The 22,122-nt window shown below is 72.3% G+C and carries 18 protein-coding genes and 1 tRNA gene; 4 read left to right on the forward strand and 15 right to left on the reverse strand.

Going from position 1 to position 22,122, the window contains the following annotated elements:
- Positions 1-2: 2 nt before the first annotated feature.
- The 12 genes from ACZ47G_RS36650 to ACZ47G_RS36705 all read right to left on the reverse strand — a co-directional run bounded on the left by ACZ47G_RS36650 (position 3) and on the right by ACZ47G_RS36705 (position 13,248).
- Positions 3-689: a 5'-methylthioadenosine/S-adenosylhomocysteine nucleosidase family protein gene (locus ACZ47G_RS36650; RefSeq protein ID WP_465750335.1), complete on the reverse strand. Its 687-nt coding sequence runs from the start codon at positions 687-689 to the stop codon at positions 3-5.
- Positions 686-2,767 carry a squalene--hopene cyclase gene (gene shc / locus ACZ47G_RS36655; RefSeq protein WP_465750337.1) on the reverse strand — a complete coding sequence of 694 codons (2,082 nt, stop codon included), beginning with the start codon at positions 2,765-2,767 and terminating at the stop codon, positions 686-688. Before shc ends, ACZ47G_RS36650 begins: the two co-directional genes overlap by 4 nt.
- A gap of 7 nt (positions 2,768-2,774) precedes the next feature.
- Positions 2,775-3,863: a polyprenyl synthetase family protein gene (locus tag ACZ47G_RS36660; protein WP_465750339.1), complete on the reverse strand. Its 1,089-nt coding sequence runs from the start codon at positions 3,861-3,863 to the stop codon at positions 2,775-2,777.
- Positions 3,864-4,060: 197 nt separating this feature from the next.
- Positions 4,061-5,488, reverse strand: coding sequence for a hydroxysqualene dehydroxylase HpnE (gene hpnE / locus ACZ47G_RS36665; RefSeq protein WP_465750341.1), 1,428 nt, complete (start codon positions 5,486-5,488; stop codon positions 4,061-4,063).
- 139 nt (positions 5,489-5,627) lie between these two features.
- Positions 5,628-6,485, reverse strand: a complete 858-nt coding sequence (hpnD, locus tag ACZ47G_RS36670; protein ID WP_465750373.1) for a presqualene diphosphate synthase HpnD — start codon at positions 6,483-6,485, stop codon at positions 5,628-5,630.
- 41 nt (positions 6,486-6,526) lie between these two features.
- Positions 6,527-7,474, reverse strand: coding sequence for a squalene synthase HpnC (gene hpnC / locus ACZ47G_RS36675; RefSeq protein WP_465750343.1), 948 nt, complete (start codon positions 7,472-7,474; stop codon positions 6,527-6,529).
- A gap of 304 nt (positions 7,475-7,778) precedes the next feature.
- Entirely contained in the window at positions 7,779-8,588 is an 810-nt protein-coding gene (locus ACZ47G_RS36680) for an ABC transporter ATP-binding protein (protein WP_465750345.1), read from the reverse strand.
- Positions 8,581-9,522 (reverse strand): ABC transporter permease, encoded by a 942-nt coding sequence (locus ACZ47G_RS36685; protein ID WP_465750347.1) that lies wholly within the window; start codon positions 9,520-9,522, stop codon positions 8,581-8,583. Before ACZ47G_RS36685 ends, ACZ47G_RS36680 begins: the two co-directional genes overlap by 8 nt.
- Positions 9,523-9,665: 143 nt before the next feature.
- Positions 9,666-10,565, reverse strand: coding sequence for a glycosyltransferase family 2 protein (locus ACZ47G_RS36690; protein WP_465750349.1), 900 nt, complete (start codon positions 10,563-10,565; stop codon positions 9,666-9,668).
- A 49-nt stretch (positions 10,566-10,614) separates the two neighbouring features.
- Positions 10,615-11,352 carry a CDP-alcohol phosphatidyltransferase family protein gene (locus ACZ47G_RS36695; RefSeq protein WP_465750375.1) on the reverse strand — a complete coding sequence of 246 codons (738 nt, stop codon included), beginning with the start codon at positions 11,350-11,352 and terminating at the stop codon, positions 10,615-10,617.
- A 91-nt stretch (positions 11,353-11,443) separates the two neighbouring features.
- A complete protein-coding gene (locus tag ACZ47G_RS36700; protein WP_380453256.1) occupies positions 11,444-12,505 on the reverse strand; it encodes an iron-containing alcohol dehydrogenase family protein in 1,062 nt (353 codons plus the stop codon).
- Positions 12,493-13,248: a phosphocholine cytidylyltransferase family protein gene (locus tag ACZ47G_RS36705; RefSeq protein WP_380453258.1), complete on the reverse strand. Its 756-nt coding sequence runs from the start codon at positions 13,246-13,248 to the stop codon at positions 12,493-12,495. Before ACZ47G_RS36705 ends, ACZ47G_RS36700 begins: the two co-directional genes overlap by 13 nt.
- Before the next feature lie 489 nt (positions 13,249-13,737).
- On the opposite strand from ACZ47G_RS36705, the gene idi reads away from it, so the two are divergent.
- Positions 13,738-14,388 (forward strand): isopentenyl-diphosphate Delta-isomerase, encoded by a 651-nt coding sequence (gene idi, locus ACZ47G_RS36710; RefSeq protein ID WP_465750352.1) that lies wholly within the window; start codon positions 13,738-13,740, stop codon positions 14,386-14,388.
- Positions 14,389-14,414: 26 nt separating this feature from the next.
- Here idi and ACZ47G_RS36715 read toward each other — a convergent pair whose 3' ends face one another.
- A complete protein-coding gene (locus ACZ47G_RS36715; RefSeq protein ID WP_465750354.1) occupies positions 14,415-14,990 on the reverse strand; it encodes an ATP-binding protein in 576 nt (191 codons plus the stop codon).
- Positions 14,991-15,378: 388 nt separating this feature from the next.
- Here ACZ47G_RS36715 and ACZ47G_RS36720 point away from each other — a divergent pair.
- Both ACZ47G_RS36720 and ACZ47G_RS36725 read left to right on the forward strand, forming a co-directional pair.
- Positions 15,379-15,463 (forward strand) — tRNA-Leu (locus ACZ47G_RS36720).
- A 296-nt stretch (positions 15,464-15,759) separates the two neighbouring features.
- The gene (locus ACZ47G_RS36725) at positions 15,760-17,409 is read left to right on the forward strand and encodes an APC family permease (protein WP_465750356.1); all 1,650 of its coding nucleotides are present in this window, start codon (positions 15,760-15,762) and stop codon (positions 17,407-17,409) included.
- Between the two features lie 97 nt (positions 17,410-17,506).
- Here ACZ47G_RS36725 and ACZ47G_RS36730 read toward each other — a convergent pair whose 3' ends face one another.
- Positions 17,507-18,481 (reverse strand): class I SAM-dependent methyltransferase, encoded by a 975-nt coding sequence (locus tag ACZ47G_RS36730; RefSeq protein ID WP_465750358.1) that lies wholly within the window; start codon positions 18,479-18,481, stop codon positions 17,507-17,509.
- 532 nt (positions 18,482-19,013) lie between these two features.
- Here ACZ47G_RS36730 and ACZ47G_RS36735 point away from each other — a divergent pair.
- Positions 19,014-20,447: an aldehyde dehydrogenase family protein gene (locus ACZ47G_RS36735; protein WP_465750360.1), complete on the forward strand. Its 1,434-nt coding sequence runs from the start codon at positions 19,014-19,016 to the stop codon at positions 20,445-20,447.
- Positions 20,448-20,621: 174 nt separating this feature from the next.
- Here the strand turns inward: ACZ47G_RS36735 and ACZ47G_RS36740 are convergent, their stop codons facing one another.
- A complete protein-coding gene (locus ACZ47G_RS36740; protein ID WP_465750362.1) occupies positions 20,622-21,875 on the reverse strand; it encodes an IS701 family transposase in 1,254 nt (417 codons plus the stop codon).
- Positions 21,876-22,122 lie beyond the last annotated feature (247 nt).

Here is a 22,122-nt window from a genome sequence, read left to right on the forward strand (position 1 = left end):
GGCTAGCTCGCCTCCTGGGGGAGCGTCGAGGATGTGGGGTGGTTCAGGTCTGCGGAGCCGGGGCGCGGGCCTGGCTCCTGCCGGTACCAGTCGACCAGGGCGGGTACCGTCGCCCGTAGGGTCCGCCAGGCGCGCACCCCGGCCGGCAGCGTGCCCGGCCGCAGCAGTTCGTGCTCGGGGGTGTCCACCACCACCCGCAGGACGGCGACGGGCAGCACCGGGCGCACCTCCCGCAGCGCGGCCAGGACGGCGGCGGCCTCCATGTCGACGGCGAGCGCCCCCTGGAGGTGCAGGGCGCGCCGCTCGATGCCGCGCACCACGTGGTCGGCGGTGTGGTGCACCCCGGTGTGCGCGGTCAGGCCCTGTTCCTTGAGCGCCCGGGCCAGCTCCGGCCCGGAGTCGACCGGGTAGAGGTGGCCCTCGGCGTCGCGCACGCCGTCCGCGGCCACCACGTCGCCCGGCGCGACGCCCGGCCCGACGGCGGCGCCGAAGCCGGCCACCACGACCGCGCCGTAGCAGCCCGGGGCGGAGCCGAGCAGCCGCCGCACGGCCGTCCCGGCGCGCCGCCGGCCGACCCCGGTGCGGAGCAGCACCGGTGGCCCGCCCGCCGCGCCGCGCCAGTCCCCGCCGCGCAGGGCCCACACCTCGGGGCCCAGCGCGCAGAGCACCAGCAGCGGGGCGGTGGTCACCGTGAGGCCCCGATCGCCGGGGTGCCGCCGGGCTTCACCATGCCGGGGCTGCCGTTGAGGTAGCGGCCGAGCGCGGTGACCGGGAAGACCAGCCGGTACAGGTGGTAGTTGATGGAGAAGTCCCACGGGAAGCCGGTGCCGGTGAACTGCGGCTCGTCCCAGGTGCCTTCCGGCAGCTGGGTGCGCACCAGCCACTCGACCCCGCGCTCCGCCGCCGGGTTGGCCCGGCCCTCCGGGCCCTCGCCGGCCGCGAGCAGCGCCATCAGCGCCCACGCGGTCTGCGAGGCGGTGGATTCGCCGCGACCGGCCCAGCGCGCCGGGTCGTCGTAGGAGCGCATGTCCTCGCCCCACCCGCCGTCGGCGTTCTGCCGGTCCTCCAGCCAGCGCACGGCTCGGCGGATCGCCGGGTGCTCGTCCGGGACGCCGGCCGCGACCAGGGCGGGCAGCACCGAGCCGGTGCCGTAGATGTAGTTGGTGCCCCAGCGGCCGAACCAGGAGCCGTCCGCCTCCTGGTTGCGCAACAGCCACTCGATGCCGCGCCGGGTGCGCGGGTCGCGGGCCCGGCCGGTCTCGGCGAGCATCTCCACCACGTGGGCGGTGACGTCCGCGGAGGGCGGGTCGACCACCTCGCCGAAGTCGCAGAACGGCAGCTTGTTCGGCAGCAGGCTGGTGTTGTCGACGTCGAAGGCGCCCCAGGCTCCGTTCTTGGACTGCATGCCGAGGTTCCACAGCACGCCCCGGTCCACCGCGGCGTCGACCTTGGCCGGGTCCGGGTGGGCGACCCGGCGCAGCGCCAGCACCACCTCGGCGGTGTCGTCGATGTCGGGGTATGTGTCGTTCTCGAACTCGAAGGCCCAGCCGCCGGCCGGGAGCCCGGGCCGCTGGACGGACCAGTCGCCCTGCTTGCGGATCTCCTCGCCGAGCATCCAGTCGACGGCGGAGACCAACGCCGGGTGGTCGGCCGGCAGGCCGGCGTCGACCAGCGCGATGGTGGCCAGGCAGGTGTCCCAGACCGGGGACTGGCAGGCCTCCATCCAGCGCATGCCGTCCTCGGTGTGCACGGTGAAGCGGTCGAAGGAGGAGAGCCCGGCCTTCATCACCGGGTGCTCCAGCTCGTAGCCCTCCAGGTGCAGGGCGATCAGCGAGTAGACGGCCGGCGGCTGGATGCCGCCCCAGCACCCGTCGGCCTCCTGCCGCTCGACGATCCAGCGGCAGGCCTGGGCGACGGCGAGTCGGCGCAGCGGCCGGAAGGCCCGGCGGTGGTAGGCGTGCAGCACCTTGTCCAGGCGCTCGAACATGCCGTCCCAGCTGGTGACGGGGGCGAGCGGCCGGTCGGGGTACGGGTGGTCCGGGTCGGTGTGCAGCTCGGTGAGCGCGAAGGGGGCCCGACGGACCGGGCGGTGGGCCGAGACGATGGTCAGCGGGACGATGGTCTGGCGGGCCCAGCAGCCGAAGGCGTAGATGTTCAGCGGCAGCCACTTGGGCAGGAAGATGATCTCGGGTGGCATCTCGGGCAACCGCTCCCAGGGCCACCAGCCGAAGAGCGCGAGCCAGATCCGGGTGAAGACCCGGGCGGCCGCGATGCCCCCGGCGGAGCGGACGTAGCGCGCGGCGGCCAGCATGTGCGGGGCGTCGGGGTCGTCGCCGGCGAGCTTGAGGGCGACGTACGCCTCGACGGTGGTGGACAGCTCGGCCGGCCCGCCGTGGAAGGTGGCCCAGGTGCCGTCCTCCCGCTGCTGGGAGCGGATCCACTCGGCGGTGGCCCGGGTCAGCTCCTCCGTCCTGATGCCCAGGAACTGGCGGAGCAGTAAGTCCTCGGCGTCCATGGTGACGTTGGTCTCGAGGTCGCCCTTCCACCAGCCCTCGGAGGACTGCAGCGAGAGCAGGTGGGTGGTGGCGCGCGCCAGGGCCTCGCGCGCGTCGCCGGGCTGCCGGTCCGCCTCACCGGCCGGCCGTGGCCGGTCGGTGTCCTCGGGCTGCCACCGCCCCGCGCCCAGCAGGGCCGGGGGGCGGTCGCCCACCGCGACCGGCTCGGGATCGTACTCAGGGTCGAGCCGGCCGTCCGCGGTTGCTGTCAACGTAACGTCACCTCTCTCGTACCACCACGAATTCGGCGAGTGCGACGAAGTGCTCGCGCACCCCGTCGGACATGGGCACCTCGTCCAGGGCGGCGAGGGCAGTCGTGTGCTGGCGGCGGGCCTCCTCCTGGGTCCAGGCCCTGCCGCCGGCCTCCTCGATCAGCGCGGCCCGGGCGGCCAGCTCGGGCTCGCTCTCCTCGCCCCGGCCCTTCGGGTCCGCGAGCTGCTCGGCCAGCCGACGCGAGGCGGCCCCGCCCTCGGCGAGGGCGGCGGCGACCGGCAGGGACTTCTTGCGCTGGCGCAGGTCGCCCCAGTGCGGCTTGCCGGTGACCTCGGTCGCGCCCCAGATGCCCAGCAGGTCGTCCACCGCCTGGAAGGCCAGGCCCAGGTGGTGGCCGTAGCGCTGGAGCGCGTCGGAGACCTTGTCGTCGGCCCCGGCCAGGACGGCGCCGATCGCCGAGGCGGCGGCCAGCAGGGCCGCCGTCTTGCCGCCCTCCATCTCCAGGCATTCGGCGACGGTGACGCTGTCGCGCTGTTCGAAGGCGACGTCCATCGCCTGGCCGTCGATCAGGCGGCGGGTCGCGGTGGTGAGCAACCGGACGGCCCGCGCGGCGTCGGCGGGGCTCGCGCCGCCGGTCACCGCGGCGTCGAGCAGCACCTCCGTGCCGAGCGTCGCCAGAGCGTCGCCGACCAGGATCGCCTGGGCCGGTCCGAAGACCGTCCAGGCGGTGGCCCGGTGCCGGCGAGTCTCGTCACCGTCCATCAGATCATCATGAAGGAGGGAGAAGTTGTGCACCAGTTCAACCGCGACCCCGCCGGGCACCCCGACCTCGGCCGCCGCACCGGCGGCCTGGGCGGACAGCAGGGCCAGCGCGGGCCGTACGGCCTTGCCGCCGTCGCCCTCCACCGGGGTGCCGTCCCGGTCGATCCAGCCGAAGTGGTACGCCGCGACCATGTCCATCGGTGCGGCCAGACGGGCGATGGTGGCCCGTAGCGGCGGAGTGCAGAGCGTACGGCTGCGGGCGAGCAGCTCCGGCACCGAGACCGGTTCGGCGTGCGCCGTGCCTCCGACGGCGAAGCCGGTGCGTGACTCCACGTGCGTTCCCTCTCCCTCGTGGTGCCGGACCGCACGGGGCGGTCGGCTGCTGTCGGTGCGGCTGGTGCCAGTGCGAGTGGTGCCAGTGCGGGTGGTGCCAGTGCGGATGGTGCCGGAGTGAACGGTGTCGGTACGGCCGCTGGGGCCGACGGTACGCCCGTCGGCTCTGGCGGGCTCCCCGGCGACGGGGCCCGCCGTCACCTCGGCCACCGCCCGTCGGCCCGGTCCACGGGCACCCGGGCGCCGGCCGCGGCGAGCACCGCGTCGGCGGCGGCGTGACCGCTGCGCACGGCGCCCTCCATGGTCGCGGGCCAGCCGGTGGCGGTCCACGCGCCGGCCAGCAGCACCCCGGGAACGCCGGTGGCGGCCGGCGGACGCAGTGCGGCGCTGCCGGGGACACCGTCGAAGGTGGCGGTGCGCTCCCGGGTGACGAAGAAGTCCAGCACCTCGGCGCCGGCGGCGGCCGGGAGCAACCGGGCCAGCTCGGGCAGGTAGCGGTCGCGCAGTTCGGCGACCGGCAGGTCGATCTCGTCCTGGACGGCGGACTGCGAGAGCGCCAGGTACTGGGCGCCGGGGTGGGCGCGGCCGATCGGGGTGCCGGCCAGGCCGGAGTGGGTCGTGCGGTCGAACACCCACTGGACCGGGCTGCCGAGCGCGGCGAAGAACGGCCGGCGCAGCACCTTGCGGTCGTAGACCACGTGCACGTTGAGGATCGGGGTGGTGCCGAGGTCCGCCAGGCGGTGGGGGACGGCGCCCGGCGGCAGCAGGGCGACCGCGGTGTCCTGGGCACCGGCCAGCACGACGGTGTCGGCGGTGAGCAGTTCCCCGCCCTCCAGCCGGACGGCGTGCTGGGGGGTGGCCGGCTTGAGCTCGGCGACCCGAGCGCGAAGCAGCACCCGCACACCGACGCGTTCCAGCTCGGCGAGCGCCCGGTCGTGGTGGATCACACCCAGCGGGACGTCGGCGATTCCGATGTCGGAGGCCCCCGGGTCGGAGAGCAGCCCGGTCTTGAACACCATCGCGGCCAGCGCCAGCGAGACCTGGTCGGCCCGGGCGTTCAGGGTGGCGACGCCGACCAGGTCCCAGAGCGCGGCCGTGGTGGCGGCGTTCTGCCCGTTGCGGCGCAGCCACTCGCCGAAGGAGAGCCCGTCCAGCGCCGGGTCGGCGAGGTCCAGGTCCTTCAGGGCGAGCGCCCCGCGGACCACCCGGGCCCGGTCGGCCGCGGACAGGTGCGGGTAGCGGGCGAGGCTGCCGGCCAGGTGCAGCGGGACGGGCAGGCCCGCCCGGCGCAGCCGGCCGAGGGTGCGCACCGGGGCCTCGGCGGGGCCGCTGACGGAGAGCACCGGGACGTCCAGGCGGTCCTGGAGGTGGGTCATCCGGGTGGCACCGAGGCGCTCCAGCAGGCCGCGGTAGGCGGTGCAGCAGCGCAGGAAGACGTGCTGGCCGTTGTCGACGGTCAGGTCACCGCGCTGGAAGGAGAACGCCAGGCCGCCGAGCCGGGGGCGCCCCTCGGCGAGGGTGACGTCATGGCCGGCCTCGGCCAGTCGCAGTGCGGTGGTGATTCCGGCCAGGCCGCCGCCGACCACGACGGCGGCCGGGCGCGCGGCATCGGCTCGCCCGGTCATCAACCCTCCCCCTCGCAGTCGCTGGACCGCCCGGCGGCGGTCGCTGTGGCCGGCACTGTCGTGCTCGGCACCGTGGCCAACACGCTCCCACCCTGATGTGATTCCCCGCTGACACAGCGTGACAGAACCGTGGCGAGAATCAAGAACGCCCCCCGGCGAGCCCGGAAAGCGCGACGTACGCCTTCTCCCAGCCCGGGAGCGAGACCCGGCCGCGCAGCACCGACTCGGGGTCGGCGGCGATCCGGCCGAGCAGCCGGTGGTAGATCCCGGCCATCGCGGCGGTGCAGGCGCGGCTGCGGCGGTCGAGCATCGGCAGCAGTCGCAGGCCCTCCTCGAAGGCGGCCTGGGCGCGGGCGGCCTCGAAGGCCACCAGTCCGGTGAAGTCGGCGCCGACCGGCGGCTTGGGCAGCGCGAAGCCCTGCTCGCAGCCGAACCGGACCAGGTCCTCGGTGGGCAGGTAGGTACGGCCGGTCAGGGCGTCCTCGCGCAGGTCGCGCAGGATGTTGGTGAGCTGCAGGGCCAGGCCCAGGGTGTCCGCGTAGTGCGCCCCGCGCTCCGGGTCGTCGCAGCCGTAGACGCCCAGCGAGAGCCGGCCGATGGCACCGGCCACGCAGCGGCAGTAGACCTTGAGCTCCTCGTACGTCTGGTACTCGGCGCCCTTGAGGTCCATCTCGACGCCGTCGATCAGCTCGTCGAAGCCGCCGAGCGGGATCGGGAAGCGCCGGGCCGCGTCGGCCAGGGCGACCTTGATCGGGTCGGTGTCGTCCTCGGCGACCGCACCGGAGCGGACCTCGTCCACCAGCTCCCGGGTGCGCACCAGCGCCTCGGCCTTGCGGTCGGCCGGGAGGTCGCCGTCGCCGATGTCGTCGACCCGGCGGGCCAGCGCGTACAGGGCCGACATGGCCAGCCGCTTGGGCTCGGGCAGCAGGCGGATGCCGTAGCTGAAGTTGCGTGCCTGCAGTCCGGTGACTGCCTCGCAGTACCGGTACGCCGCCATGACCGGGGCCGACGCCAGTGGTGATGCCGCCACTCGGGCGTTCACCTTCCCTTCGCGAAGATGGCCGCCGCCTTCGCTGCGAGGCGGCGCTTGTCCGGCTTCGCCTGCTGCGCGAGCACGTCGTACCCGGCGTCCTCGATGGCCGCCAGGGCCGCGTAGCCGCCTGCGGTGAATCCCGCCAGGAGCAGTCGAAGCCTCCCCCGAACCGTACCTACCAATGGTGCGCCGCGGTCGAGCAGGGTGCGGGCCCGTTCGGCCTCGAAGGCGATCAGCTCCCGGACGGCTCCGGTCGCGCTGGGGGCGGCGAGCTCCTCCTCGGAGACGCCGAAGCGTTCGAGGTCCTCGGTGGGGAGGTAGATCCGGCCGCGGGAGAGGTCCTCGGCCACGTCCTGCAGGTGTTCGACCACCTGGAGGGCGGTGCAGATCGCGTCGGAGAGGGCGATCCGCTCGGGGGTGGAGACGCCCGCGATGGCGAGCACCAGGCGGCCGACCGGGTCGGCGGAGAGCGTGCAGTAGCCGACCAGGTCCTCGTAGCCGGCGTAACGCGCGGTGGTCTGGTCCACCCGGTTGGCCTCGATCAGACGGCGGAACGGCTCGGGGGTCAGGGCGTGCCGCTCGACCACCGGGACGAGGGCGCTCATCAGCGGGTGGCGGGGCCGCTCGGCGCCGCCGGAGTGCAGGGCGGTCTCGAACACCCGGTCGAGGTCGCGCTCCAGTCCGTCGAGCAGGGCGAGCCGGAAGGAGACCTCCGCCGGGCTCGGCGGGCCGGACTGGGCCGAAGGGGTGGCGGGGGGCCTCCGTTCGAGCCCGAGCACGGCGGCGGTGGCGGCCGGGTCGGCCAGGTCGCCGTCACCGGCGTCGTCGACCAGCCGGGCGAAGCCGTAGACGGCCATCAGGTCGCCGCGCCAGGCCGCGGGCAGGAAGAAGGGGGCGACCGGGAAGTTCTCCGCCCCCGCCTTCTCCAGGGTCTGTCCCGCGGAGGGGTTCACCGGCGTATCTCTGGGCTGGGCCGAAGCCGACACTGCAGTCACTCCCCCGTTCTACACCGCTCGGTACCACCGGTCCGACTCGGACACGCGTCCGAGCGCGGGCGTCACCTACGGCACACCACCCCCGCGCCCCCAGCCTGACACCACGCGCCGCGCCCGAGAAGAGCGCCCCGCCCGGCGCACGGTGGCGCTCACCCCCGCGGCGGCGGGCCACCCGGGGGAGGGCCTGCCCGGCGGCGGCACGCCGAAGGGCCGGCGCCGGAGTGTTCCGGGGCCGGCCCTTCAGTGCCAGGACTCTTCGGGGCTACGGGCGCTCGCCGCGCTCGTACCGGCCGACGACCTCCTCGGTCGGGCCGTCCATGACCAGCTCGCCCGCCTCGATCCAGATGGTCCGCTCGCAGACCTCGCGGATCGAGTTGTTGTCGTGGCTGACCAGGAAGACCGTACCGGCGGAGCCGCGCAGCTCGTCGATGCGCTTCTTGCTGCGCTGCTGGAAGGCCTGGTCACCGGTGGCCAGCGCCTCGTCGATCAGCAGCACGTCGTGGGTCTTGGCGGCGGCGATCGAGAACCGCAGCCGGGCGCCCATGCCGGAGGAGTAGGTGCGCATCGGCAGGGAGATGAAGTCGCCCTTGTCGTTGATCCCGGAGAACTCGACGATGTCCTGGTAGCGCGCCCGGACGTCGGCCGGGGACATCCCCATCGCCAGGCAGCCCAGGACGACGTTGCGCTCGCCGCTCAGCTCGTTCATCAGGGCCGCGTTGACGCCCAGCAGCGAGGGCTGGCCGTTGGTGTAGATGCCGCCCTTCTCGGTCGGCAGCAGGCCCGCGATGGCGGCCAGCATGGTCGACTTGCCGGAGCCGTTGGAGCCGATCAGGCCGACGGCCTCGCCCTTGTAGGCGGTGAAGCTGATGCCCTTGACCGCGTGCACCTCGCGCACGCCGGCGGCGCGCTTGCGGCTGATGATGCGGCTCAGCGCCGAGGTGGCGCTGCCCTTGCCGGAGCCGGCGCCGTGCACCCGGTAGACGATGTGCACGTCGTCGACGACGACGGTGGGTTCGCGGGCCACCTTGGTGTCCGCAACGGTGTCGCGCTTGCTCAGGTCGGTGTCAGCCACGGCCGTACTCCTCCTCGGCCTTCCAGAAGAAGACGTATCCGATGACGAACATGCCGACCGCCCAGGCGATGCCGTAGGTCCACTGGTGCGCCGGCAGCGACTGGTGCACGGGCTGGTGCTTGTTGTAGATGATCGGCGCGAAGGCGTGGCGCAGCAGGTCCATGTAGACCGAGGCCGGGTTGATGTTGCAGAGCACCTGGATGTAGTGCGGCCAGCTGTGGACCCGGTCCTGGATGCTGAACATCACGCCGGACAGGAACATCCAGGCCCGCATCACGAACGGGATCAGCTGGGAGATGTCACTGGTCTTGGCCCCGATCCGGGCCATGATCAGCGAGACGCCGGTGTTGAACATCGTCTGCAGGAGCAGCGCCGGGATGATCAGCAGCCAGGTGGAGCCCGGCGTGATGCCGGCCGCCAGCACGGTGACGACCAGCACCACCATCGAGATCAGCAGCTGCTGGAGCTGGATCACGGTGAAGGCGATCGGCAGGGAGGCGCGCGGGAAGTGCAGCGCGCGGATCAGGCCGAGGTTGTCCGAGATCGCCCGGGTGCCGGACTGCACGGCGTTCTGGGTGAACTGGAAGACGAAGACACCGATGCAGAGCCAGGCGATGTAGGTGCCCTGAGGGAAGCCTTCCTTGCTCTTCAGGATCACGCCGAAGACCAGGTAGAACACACCGCAGTTGAGCAGCGGTGTCACGACCTGCCAGAGCTGGCCCAGCTTGGCGTCGGTGTACTGGGCCACCAGGCGGGCGGTGGCGAAGGCCCAGATGAAGTGGCGCCGGGCCCAGAGCTGCTTGGTGTAGGCGAACAGTCCGGGCCGGGCACCGCTCACCGACAGGCCGTACTTGTCCGCAAGCTGCTTGGGGGTCAGGCCCGCGTCCGCCCCCCTCGGGGCTGAGAGGCTGACGGGTTCACTCACTGTCGACACATTCGTCCTTCGCGCGGGATCTGTCGGGGCGGCCGGTCGGCGGGGGTCCGCCGGCCTTGCGCCGATGGGGATCCACTGGGATCACGGGGGAGGTTCCGGCCGGTGTGTGGTCACCGGCCGCGGCGATCGATCTCTCGATCCAATCAGATGATCGGAGGTCGGCCCATCCTGGTCAGTCGCCAGACGGTCCGCCATCGCATGGGCCGCCGCGGACCGCAGGGTTCGCGGAAGCCCGCCCGGAATCCGCCCAGCCAGGCCTTCAGCCCCTCCGCGGAGGGGCGTCGGGCCAGGGTCAGCAGAAACCAGGTTCCCAGATAGAGAGGCATCAACGGGGCCGGAAGGTTCCGCCTCGCGAGCCAGACCCGGTTACGGGCCACGTTGTGGAAGTAGGCGGCGTGCCGGGCCGGCGACGTGGCGGGGTGGTGCAGCACCACGTCCGCCCGGTAGTCGATGGCCCAGCCGGCGTCCAGGGCGCGCCACGCGAGGTCGGTCTCCTCGTGGGCGTAGAAGAACTCGGCGGGCAGCTGCCCGGCCTGCTCGAACACCTTGCAGCGCACGGCGCTCGCGCCGCCCAGGAAGGTGGTCACCCGGGAGGAGCGCAGCGGGTCGCTGGCGCGCAGCCGGGGGACGTGCCGGCGCTGGGTGACACCGGTGTCCGGGTCCTCGATCCGGAAGGACACGATGCCCAGCTCCGGGTCGGCGGTGAAGGCCTCGCGCAGCAGGCGGGCCGAGTCGGTGCGCGGCAGCAGCCCGTCGTCGTCCAGGAAGAGGACGGCGTCCACCTCCCGGCCGTGCGGCCCGAACAGCTCGATGCCGACGTTGCGCCCGCCCGGGATGCCGAGGTTCTCCGGCAGCGCGACGGTGCGCACGTCCGCGGGCAGCGGGGGCAGCTCGACGCCCTGGCCGACCACGGCGAACTCGACCGCCGGGCCCTCCTGGGCGCGGACCGACTCGATCAGGGCGTTCAGCTCGGCGGGCCGGTTGCCCATGGTGATGATGACGACGCCGAGGCGGAAGTCCGCCGCGGTGGTGGAAGTGCTCATGCCCGTGCGCACCTCTCGATCATGGACTCGCTCCGCTCGTTCATCTCGTTCACCGCAGCCTGCTCGAGAGGACGATGCTCAGCAGGTGCAGCACGGTCTGCAGCATGGCGATCGCGGCCAGCACCACGACCGCGAGCCGGGTGAAGAACAGCCCGCCGTGCACGGTGTCGGCGATCCCGGCCGCCAGGATGAACAGCGAGGCCTCGACCGCGCCGACCAGGCGGTGGAACTTCAGCAGCGAGGCGGCCCGGCGGGCCTTGGCCACCGAGGCCGAGCGCGGCACCGAGGCGCTGTCCTCGACGGCCGTCATGCCGCTGCGGGCGCGGGCCACGTCCACCAGGTCCGTCTCGGACTTGATCAGGATCGCGCCGAGCGCGGCCAGCGTGCCCAGGAACGCCCACTCCCAGTGGGAGCCGCTGCCCTCGCGGTGCAGCAGGTCGGTCGCGCGCAGGCCGAGGCCGGTCAGCAGGGCCGCCTCGGACACGTAGTGGCCGACCCGGTCCAGGTAGACGCCGGTGAGCGAGGTCTGCCGGCGCCAGCGGGCCACCTCGCCGTCCACGCAGTCCAGCAGCAGGTAGACCTGGATCAGCAGGGCGCCCAGGACGGCGCCGGTGATGCCCGGCACGACCAGCGCGGCGCCGGCCAGCATGCCGGTGAGCATCATCAGGTAGGTCAGGCCGTTGGGCGTGATCGCCGTCATGGTGGACAGCACGCGGGTGATCCGCAGCGAGATCTTCCGCATGTACAGGCGCCCGGCCCAGTGCTCGGCGCTGCGGCGCTGGAGCATGCCCTCCGGGTGGATCACCGCGCGCAGTTCCTCGATCGAGGGCCGGCGGGTCAGGTCCACCGGGGGCCGCTCGGCGCCCGCGGTGGAGGGGTCAGCTGTTGACGGCTTGGACATAGTCGGCGTACGCGTCCCTGATTGCGGAAGGGGAGAGGTCGAGGTGTTCAAGGATGGTGAAGCGCCCCGGGCGGGTGTTGGGAGCGTAGTGCACCGCCTCGGTGAACTCCGCCTCGGTGAAACCGATCTGAGCCGCGGTCACCGGCAGGCCGTGGCTCGCCAGGCGCTCCACGATCAGACCGGTCAGCTCGCGCTCGCCCCGCAGGAAGCTGGCGAACGCGGCGCCGAGGCCAACCTGTTCGCCGTGCTGGGCGGAACGCTTGGGGTACAGCACGTCCAGGGCATGCGAGATCTCGTGGCAGGCGCCCGACGAGGGCCGGGTGCTGCCCGCGATGTTCATCGCGATGCCGGACAGTACCAGGGCCTCCGCGAGGGCCGTCAGGAGGTCCTGGTCCTGAATGTTTCCTGGGTGCCGCAGCAGGTTCTCGCCCGCCGAGCGGGCCATCGCCACGGCCAGTCCGTCCACCGGTTCGCCGGTGACGGCGTGCGACAACTCCCAGTCCGCGCAGGCCGAGATGTTGGAGATCACGTCGCCGATCCCGGCCGCCACGAAGCGCTGCGGGGCCTGCCGGATCACGTCCAGGTCGACGATGATGCCGATCGGGCCCGGCACCCCGTAGGAGCCCCGGCCGGCGTCGTTGTCGAGGGTGGAGACCGGCGAGCAGATGCCGTCGTGGGCCAGGTTGGTGGCGACCGCGACCACCGGCAGGCCGACCCGGGCGGCGGCGTACTTGGCGGCGTCGATGATCTTGCCGCCGCCGAGGCCGACGACCGCGTCGTAGTGCTTGCCGCGCATCTCCTCGGCGAAGCGCACCGCGCTGTCGAGGCTGCCGTCGTCCACGTTGAACCAGTCGGCGCCGGGCAGGGCCGGCTCCAGGCGCTCGCGCATCGCGGCGCCGGAGCCGTTGCTGATCGCCACCGCGATCCGGCCCGAGGCCGACAGCCGCTGGTCCGCCAGGATGCCGCCGAGCGCGTCCAACGCGCCCGGGCGGATCTCGGCGAACAGCGGCGACGGGACCAGTCGGGTCAGTACTGGCACGCGATCTCCCGCGCCTTCGCCAGGTCGTCGTGGTTGTCGACCTCGACCCAGGACACCTCGCCGATCGGCTGCACGTCGATCCGCAGGCCCCGGTCGACCATCTCCTGGTAGCCGTCCTCGTAGTACAGCTGCGGGTCGCGCTCGTAGGTGGCGCGCAGCGCGTCGGTGAGGTCGGCGGCGGCGGCCGGGTTGATCACGGTGACGCCGATGTACTCGCCGGTCGCCTCGACCGGGTCCATCAGCTTGGTGATCCGGCGCATTCCGGCGGCCGGGTCGACGACGACCTTCATCTCCTCGTCGGCGAGCTTCTTCACCGTGTCGAGGGCGAGCAGGATGCCGGGGGCCGCGCCGTTCTCGGTGAGGCGCCGGTTGCCCTCCAGCATGGTGCGCTGCACCGAGGCCGGGTGGACGGTGTCGCCGTTGGCCAGCAGCAGGCCCTCGGCGAAGAGGTCGCGGGCGCACCAGAGCGAGTACGCGTTGTTCCACTCCTCGGCCTTGTCGTTCTCGACCAGGTGGAGCTTGACGCCGTACTTGTTCTCCAGGGCGTCCTTGCGGTCGTACACCGCCTCCTTGCGGTAGCCGACGACGATCGCCGCCTCGCGCAGTCCGACCTCGGCGAAGTTGCCGAGGGTGAGGTCCAGGACGGTCCGCTCCCCGTCGACCGGCACCAGCGCCTTGGGCAGGGTGTCGGTGTACGGGCGCAGCCGGCGGCCGGCGCCGGCTGCCAGAACGAGGCCGATCATGCGGGGTCTCCTGATCCGTCGAGCGTCGTGCTGTGCGCGCGGGGATGTGCCGACGGGCCCGGCGGCGCTGTTGCCCACCGGGCCGGCGTTCGGCCGGGCCCGGCGGCGGCGCGCCGGACCGGCACAGATCCGGGCAGCGTGTCGTAAGCGATGGTAGGCGACCCGGACGACCCGCCCGAACCCGGCCGGAGGCGGTGAGGTGACGGCGGAGTGGAGGAGCGGTGATCGAACAGGATTGGAACGGATACCGAACTGGCCTTCGGGACGAATGACCCTTCCGGGGGCGTCCCGGACCGTTCCCTGCACGGATCGGGACGCCCCCGGGCCATGATCCGCCCGGTTGTGCGTGGGACCCGTCCGGACCGCCACCCATACGGCAGACTGGAGCCCGACGCCGGCGCCGGTGCCCCCGCTGCGTCCCGTGCACCCCACCAGGTGCCGCACGACGCACCCGATGCTCCCGTTGCTCCCGCTCCCGAAAGAGGCCCCATGCCCCAGAGTCCGCCGACCGACCCGACCCACTTCGCCGCCGAGATCGACACCGGTCTGGACGTGGAGACAGACGTGACGGCCGATCCCCGGGCCTCCGCCGCCCCCTCGGGCAGCGAGATCCTGCTGGAACTGGTCGACGACGAGGGCGTCACCATCGGCACCGCCGAGAAGCTCTGGGCCCACCAACAGCCGGGCCGGCTGCACCGGGCCTTCTCGGTGTTCCTCTTCGACCGCCAGGGCCGGCTGCTGCTGCAGCGCCGGGCGCTCAGCAAGTACCACTCCCCCGGAGTCTGGTCGAACACCTGCTGCGGGCACCCGTACCCGGACGAGCGGCCGTTCGTCGCCGCCGCCCGGCGCACCGCCGAGGAGCTGGGGGTCGCACCGGCGCTGCTCTGCGAGGCCGGGACGGTCCGCTACGACCTGCCGGACGAGGCCACCGGGCTGATCGAGCGGGAGTGGAACCACCTGTTCGTCGGGCTGGTCACCGCACCGGTCGAGCCGGCCCCGGAGGAGGTCGACGACGTCGCCTTCGTCACCGCCCAGGAACTGCGCGAGCTGCGGGCCGAGCGGCCGTTCTCGGTCTGGTTCGAGACCGTCTTCGAGGCCGCGCTGCCGGGGATCCGGGAGATCGCCGGCCGGGACTGGTAGCGGCCGCACCCCCGTGGGGGCCGCCGTCAGTGCCCGGGCTCCGGGGGGACGGGCAGCGAGGCCCAGATGACCTTGCCGCCCTCCCCCGTGTGCTCGACGTCGCACACCCCGCCGGCCTGCAGGGTGATGCTCTTCACCAGCAGCAGGCCACGACCGCCGGTGCGGCCGGTGTCGCTCTCCAGGGCCTTCGGCCGGTACGGGTCGCCGTCCTCGACCGAGACCCGCACCCAGCCCCGGCGCACCGACAGCTCGGTGGTCACCTCGGGTGACAGCTCGGCCGCGTGCTTCACCGCGTTGCCGACCAGCTCCGAGACGATCAGCAGCACGTCGTCCACCAGCTCCTGGTAGCGCACCCCGGCCATGCCCTGGGCCAGCAGGCGGTCGCGCACCGCGTGGCGGGTGCGCGGCACGGAGGCCTCGACGGCGGGCACCCGGAAACGCCACACGCCCTCGACGGGACCGCCGGCGGACTGCCGCCCGCCGGCCCGGCTGCCGGGTCTCGACTCGGCCTTCGCCGCCCCGCTGATCTGCTCCACGTCCAGCCGCCCTTCGTCCGCTTCGTCAGCTACGTCCGCGATCCGGGAATCAGGCGATCCGCTCATGGCGCCCTCGGTCCACAGAGGCTAGGAGAGCGGTCGGTGCGGCCGGGGCAGCGTCGACAAGTTGCCCGTGTCGGATCGGTTCCGACCGGGTTCGATCGTTGGTGGGGGCAGAACCGATCGTTTGCTTCGCGCTCACCACCGCTTCGGACGGGATTCGAGCGCGTACGCGAGGGGTTCCAGCCAGTCCGGGCAGGCCGGGCGTACCGGTGGGGGCGGAGCCGTGGGTGGCGTCGTGGGTGGGGGCGTGGGTGGGGGCGGGGCGGTGGGGGTCGGGACTGGGGGGCGCCGTCGGGGCCGAGGAAACGCAGGTGAGAAGCACTCCAGAACCCTGGTAATGTTCTCTCTGTCGCCGAGGGGGCGAGAGAAAAGCCCCCGAAGCACACACCCTGTCCGGGTGGCGGAATGGCAGACGCGCTAGCTTGAGGTGCTAGTGCCCTTTATCGGGCGTGGGGGTTCAAGTCCCCCCTCGGACACAACCGAAATTCCCCGTGGAATCCGAAAGGATCCCACGGGGAATTTCCTTTTTCCGGCCCCGGCCGGCCCTCCCCCTTGATCCACTGCCGGTCGGCGGTGTGGCGTCGGTCTCGCTGAGCGGTCCGAAGGGTCCGAAAACCGGACACGAGATGGCAACGATCGGGCGGTTTGAGCTTCCCCTGAGGTTTTCGCCCCATTTCGAACCATAGGCTGCTGGGGTTTGTCCGGAATACCGACTCAAAACCGTAAAAGCACCGACACCATCCGCTGAACCCCGAGCGAGAGGACCGATACGTTGAGTGAGCCCGATTCGTCGACGGCATCACACCAGAACTACCGCCGATCGCTCGGCACGATCAGCCTGACAGCGGTCGGGCTGGGGTCGATCATCGGTTCCGGCTGGCTGTTCGGTGCCGAGCGGGCGGCCAAGCTGGCCGGCCCCGCCTCGATCCTCGCCTGGGTGATCGGCGCCGCCGTGGCGCTCACCATCGCCCTCACGTACAGCGAGCTGGGTTCGATGTTCCCCAAGGCCGGCGGCATGGTCCGGTACGGCCAGTACTCGCACGGCTCGCTGGCCGGCTACCTGGCTGCCTGGGCCAACTGGATCGCCATCGTCTCGGTCATCCCGGGTGAGGCCACCGCGTCCGTCCAGTACATGAGCTCCTGGCACTTCGGCTGGGCCAAGGGCTTGTACGACGGCAAGGAGCTCACCCTCAGCGGGGTGGCGTTGGCGAGCGTGCTGCTCGTCATCTACTTCGCCCTCAACTGGTTCGCGATCACGCTGTTCGCCAAGACCAACACGGCGATCACCGTGTTCAAGGTCGTCGTGCCGACGCTGACCGCCGGTGCGCTGCTCTTCGCGCACTTCGACACCGCGCACTTCACCGACCACGGCGGCTTCGCGCCGAACGGCTGGAGCGCGGTGTTCACCGCCGTCGCCGTCTCCGGCATCGTCTGGGCCTTCAACGGGTTCCAGTCGCCGCTCAACCTGGCCGGCGAGGCCCGCAACCCGGGCAAGTCGCTGCCGAAGGCCGTCATCGGCTCGATCCTGATCGCCCTGGTGATCTACGTCGCGCTGCAGATCGCCTTCCTGGGCGCCATCCCGGCCGGCGACCTGTCGCAGGGCTGGAGCAACCTCGCCTACACCTCGCCGCTGGCGGACCTGGCGATCGCCTGGGGCATGAACTGGCTCGCGATCGTGCTGTACGCGGACGCCTTCATCTCGCCGTCCGGCACCGGCATGATCTACGCCGCCACCACCTCGCGCATGATCCACGGCGTGCAGGAGAACGGCCACCTGCCGAAGATCTTCGGCAAGGTCGACGCCAAGACCGGCATCCCGCGCCCCGCGCTGCTGCTCAACCTGGTGGTCGCCTTCCTGTTCCTCGCGGTCTTCCGCGGCTGGGGCTCGCTGGCCGAGATCGTCTCGGTGGCCACCGTGATCTCGTACATCACCGGCCCGGTCGCCGTGATGGCGCTGCGCCGCCTCGCCCCGGACCTGGCGCGGCCGGTGAAGCTCAAGGCCATGCCGGTGATCGCTCCGGTCGCGATGGTCTTCGGCTCGCTGGTGCTGTACTGGGCCCGCTGGCCGCTCACCGGCAAGGTCATCCTGCTGATGGCCGCCGGTCTGCCGATCTGGGCCTGGTACGAGCTGCGCAAGCCGTTCGCCGAGCTGAAGCCGCACCTGAAGGCGGGTGCCTGGATGGTCGGCTACCTGTTCGTGATGGCCGGGACCTCCTGGGCCGGCAGTGCCGACTTCGGCGGGCACGGCTACCTGCCGGAGGGTTGGGACCTGCTGATCGTGGCCGCGATCGGGCTGGCGTTCTACCGCTGGGGCGTCGCGAGCGCCTGGGCGAACCCCTCGCTGGCCGAGGTGCGTCGTGAGCTGGAGGCCGAGGCGGCGGCTGAGGCCGCCGCCGGGGCTGCGGAGCCTTCGCGGGTCTGAGCGGGTACGTGCTTCGAAGGGGCCGGTCGGGTTGTCCGACCGGCCCTTCGGCGTTGGTGGGGTGGGGTGGGGCTGGGCGGAGAAGTGGCGGGGCCGGTCAGCCGCGGCGGGCGCGGCGGATCGCGGAGGCGACGACCGGGGGCAGGAGGTCCTTGGCGGCGCGCTTGGCGACGTTGACCGGGCGGCGCGCCTCGGCGGCGCGGGCGCGGCGGACGGCGAGCTCGAGCGCGGCCTCGTCCTGGGCCGTCCGGAGCGAGCCGCGGGACTCCGGCTGCCTGCCGCCCAGTCGCTGCAGGTAGCGGGAGCCGCGGAACGGCCGGATGCCCTCCGAGCTGCCGGTCATCCGCAGCAGCTGCCGACCGTTGAGGGTCTCGGTGCTCAGGTGACAGCCGGCCGCGAGGTCCACCCGGTCGAGCAGGTCGCGCTGGAACGGCTCCGGGTCGCCCCAGGTGCCGTAGAACTTGCACTCGGTGAGCATGATCGGCCGGAGGCCGTGGTTGAACACCGCCTCCCAGGTCGCGGCGGCGACGCCGGGGGTGTGCTGGGAGCGGTAGTCGTCCAGCACCACGACGCCCTGCTCCTGCAGTGCGGTCCGGGCCACCTGGAGGTCGCCCACCACGTGCTCGTAGAGGTGCGAGGCGTCGATGTGGATGAAGCGGTACGCCCCGGCCGCGACCCGTCCGCCCGCGAGCACCGAGGTCGGGGCCTGGATGATCTCCGGCAGTTCCTCGTGGAAGGCCAGGTAGTTGGTCTCGAAGGCCGACCGGGTGAGGGTCTTGCGGTAGGAGATGGACATCTCGGTGGAGTTCTCCTCGTCCGGGGCGTCCGAATCGAAGAGGTCGCAGACCGTGAAGGTCTCGCCGGGCCGGAGGTGCTCGCCTATCACGATGGCGCTGCGGCCCAGGTAGGCGCCCATCTCCATCAGGTCGCCCGTGACCCCCTGCTTGGCCTGCCGGCCGAGGAACCACTCGAAGGAGTGCCGGTCGTGGTCCCAGAACCATCCCGGGACGTCTTCCAACACGGTCGGTTCGCCGGGCTGCTGTGATTCGCCCTTCAACGCGGTGTCGGTCACGGGATGCTCCTTAGCGGTACGGATGACCTGCGGATTCTGAGCCTCACCTCGGCGCGGTGAGAGCCTTCCCGGCCACGGGGACGAGCCGGGCCACCGGCCGTACACGACTCGACCCCCCACCGACAGTAGGCCCCACCACGGAGTTCGCTGCAATCTACAGCGGGTGCCCGGGCGATGAGGAGGCCTTTCGCGTCTTGAATTGTGGAATCGCGGAACCCGTGGGTCCGCCGCCGGAGGGGACCCCGGCCGGCCCGGTGGCACCCGTCCCCTTGTGTCCCGGTCTGGGAGCCGACGGGTCGGTATGACGGGCCGTCGGCGGTGAGTCGGCCGGGGAGTCGGCGAGGAGTGGGCCGGGTGTCCGGCTCGGGCGTTCGGCGGGCGCGCCGTCAACTCTGTTTCGGGGCAGGGCTGGTGGCGGGCGGCGGCGGTGCGGCGGCGGGGTCGGCTCTTGCGCGCGGCCGTCCGGCCGCCTTGACTGAGCTCTCGACTAGCACTGTTAGTTAAGACGGCTGACCAGCTGAGAGGACGACCCGTGCAGCAGCAGGAATACGCGGAGTACGGCGACCAGTACATCGACGGCGCCTGGCGGCCCTCCGGGGACTCCGGGTCGATCACCGTGCTGAACCCGGCGAACGGGCAGGTGCTCGCCACCGTGCCGGCGGGCGCGGCGGCCGATGTCGACGCCGCGGTGGCGGCGGCCCGCCGGGCGGCCCGGGGCTGGGCCGGCACCACCCGCGAGGAGCGGCTCACGCTGCTGACCCGGCTGCGGGACGGGATAGCCGAGGCCCAGGGCGAGATCACCGCGACCGTGGTGGCCGAGCTGGGCGCCCCGGTCGGCTTCGCCGGGGCCGTGCACGCCGGGCTGCCGCTGACCGTGGCGACCTCCTACCTGACCCTGCTGGCCGAGCACCCCTTCGAGGAGCGGATCGGCAACTCGGTGGTGCTCGCCGAGCCGGCCGGGGTGGTCGCGGCGATCACGCCGTGGAACTACCCCTTGCACCAGATCGTGGCCAAGGTCGTCCCGGCGCTGGCGGCCGGCTGCCCGGTGGTCCTCAAGCCGGCCGAGGACACCCCGCTGGTGGCCCGGCTGTCCGCCCGGCTGGTGCACGAAGCAGGCTTCCCCGCCGGGGTGTTCAACCTGGTGACCGGCACCGGAGCGGTCGCGGGCGCGGCACTCGCCGCCCATCCGGAGGTGGGCGTGGTGTCCTTCACCGGCTCCACCGCCGTCGGCCGGGAGGTCGCCGAGACGGCCGGGCGCGGGCTGAAGCGGGTCGCGCTGGAGCTCGGCGGCAAGTCCGCCAACGTGGTGCTGCCGGGTGCCGACCTGACCCGGGCGGTGAACGTGAACGTGGCCAACGTGTTCGCCAACTCCGGTCAGACGTGCAGCGCCTGGACCCGGCTGCTGGTGCACCGGGACCAGTACGAGGAGGCGCTCGCGATCGCCGCCAAGGCCGCCGAGAAGTACGTGCCGGGTGACCCGGCCGACCCGCAGACCCGGATCGGCCCGCTGGTCAACGCCCGGCAGCTGGACCGGGTGCGCGGCCATCTGGAGGGCGCGCTCGCCCAGGGCGCCCGGCTGGTGGCCGGCGGCCCGGAGCCGCTGGCCGGACTCCCGGCCGGCTTCTACGTCCGGCCGACCGTCCTCGCCGACGTCACCCCGGACATGGCGGTGGCCCAGGAGGAGGTCTTCGGCCCGGTCCTCACCGTGCTCGCCTACCGCGACGAGGACCACGCCGTCGAGATCGCCAACGGCACCGACTACGGCCTGGCGGGCGGCGTCTGGGCCGCGGACACCGCCACCGCCGCCGCCTTCGCCCGTCGGCTGGACACCGGCCAGGTCGACCTCAACGGCGGCCGGTTCAACCCGCTGGCCCCGTTCGGCGGTTACAAGAACTCCGGGCTCGGCCGTGAACTGGGCCGACACGGGCTGGAGGAGTTCCTGACCTACAAGTCGCTTCAGTACTAGTACTCCAGCAGGACTTCGACGTTTCGCCTGATCAGACGGCTGCGCGGTGAGTGTAGTGGGCCGGCGTCCGTCAGGGGCGGTCTTCATGGGACCGCCCTTCGATCGCGTGCAGCCGGCGTTGGTAGTGGCAGCGACGGGCGACGGCCTGGCGTTGTCGGCGCCAGGCGGACCAGTTCAAGGCGTGAGTGCGGGCTGAGCACTGTGGCGGACTCGGGTCGTGGGAACGGCCAGCTGCCAGGAGCCGCCGGATCTCTGCCGCAGTGAGGTCGACCAGGGTGCGGGAACCGTTTCTGCAGCCCCCTTTGAAGCCGCAGCTGCTGCCATCGCGGCCAGGAACGCGTGGGCGAGCATGGCCAGGGTGATGTGCCGCATCCAGCCGGTGTAGCGGCGGACCTCGTACTGGTCCAAACCGCACTCGTTCTTCGCGGCTTGGAAGCACTCCTCGATCGCCCAGCGCATCCCGGCGATCCGCACCAACTCGTCGACAGTGGTGTCGAGTTGTGAGTAGGCGAGGTAGTAGGCGATCTCGTCCGGCTTGCTCGGGCTGCGGCGAGCCAACGCCCACCGGCGTCGGACCAGGCTCTCGTCCTGGTAGTCGAACTCGGCCACGGCCGGCAACTGGATGGCCGCCCAGTCGTAGACGCGCGGCCCCTTGGCACCGTCGCCGCACGAGATCCGCTCCCAGGCTTCGGCCGGCGCCTGGGCGAAGAGCCGGTCGATGCGTGGACATCCCACACTGAACTGGGACTTGGGCACTGCCAGGACGTAGCCGACGCCGGACTGTTCCAGCAGCCGCCGGAAGCGTCCCTCCTGGCCGTAGGCCGAGTCCGCGGTGACCCAGGCGACGGGCAGAGGCGACGCGAGTGCGCGCAGGACCAGGGCCTTGGCCAGGCCGCCTTTGGTGCGGAACTCGCGTTCCTCGGGGATCCTGGCCGCGCGGCAGCGGTCCCGGTCATCGGTCCAGGACTTGGGCAGGTAGAGCTCCCGGTCCACCAGGGCACGGCCACGGGCGGAGGCGTAGGCCGCGAAGACCCCGATCTGGCAGTTCTCGGTGCGGCCGGCGGTGCCGGAGTACTGGCGCTGCACACCCGCCGAGGTGGAGCCCTTCTTGACGAAGCCGGTGTCGTCGACAATCAGGACTCCGCCGTCCTCGCCGAGGCGTTCGGCGACGTACTGCTGGAGTTCGTCGCGGATCTCGTCCGCGTCCCACCGGGAACCTGCGAGCAGGTGCTGTAGGCCATCAGGGGTGGCGTGACCTGCGTATTCGGCCAGCTGCCATCCGTTCTTGCGGCCAACCGGGCCGAGCAGGCCGCGCATGTAGTCCCGCATCCGGCGACGCGGCTCCACGCGGCTGAATCGGTGGCCGACACGGAGGAAGAGGTCTTCGAGTTCGCGGTCCCAGCTCTCGGCTGCAGGCTCGTTGATCACGGGGAGAAGCTGCCCCCGTCGCTGTCACTACCAACGCCGGCTGCACGCGATCGAGGGGCGGTCCCATGAAGACCGCCCCTGACGGACGCCAGCCCACTACACTCACCGCGCAGCCGTCTGATCAGGCGAAACGTCGAAGTCCTGCTGGAGTACTAGGGTCCGTATTCGGTTGTGATCAATTTGCGGGTTTCGCCCTCGCGGTTGCCCCTGATCCGGTAGACCGTGGTGCGTGACCCGTGTGCAACTG

This window comes from Kitasatospora sp. NPDC030952, assembly GCF_055571335.1.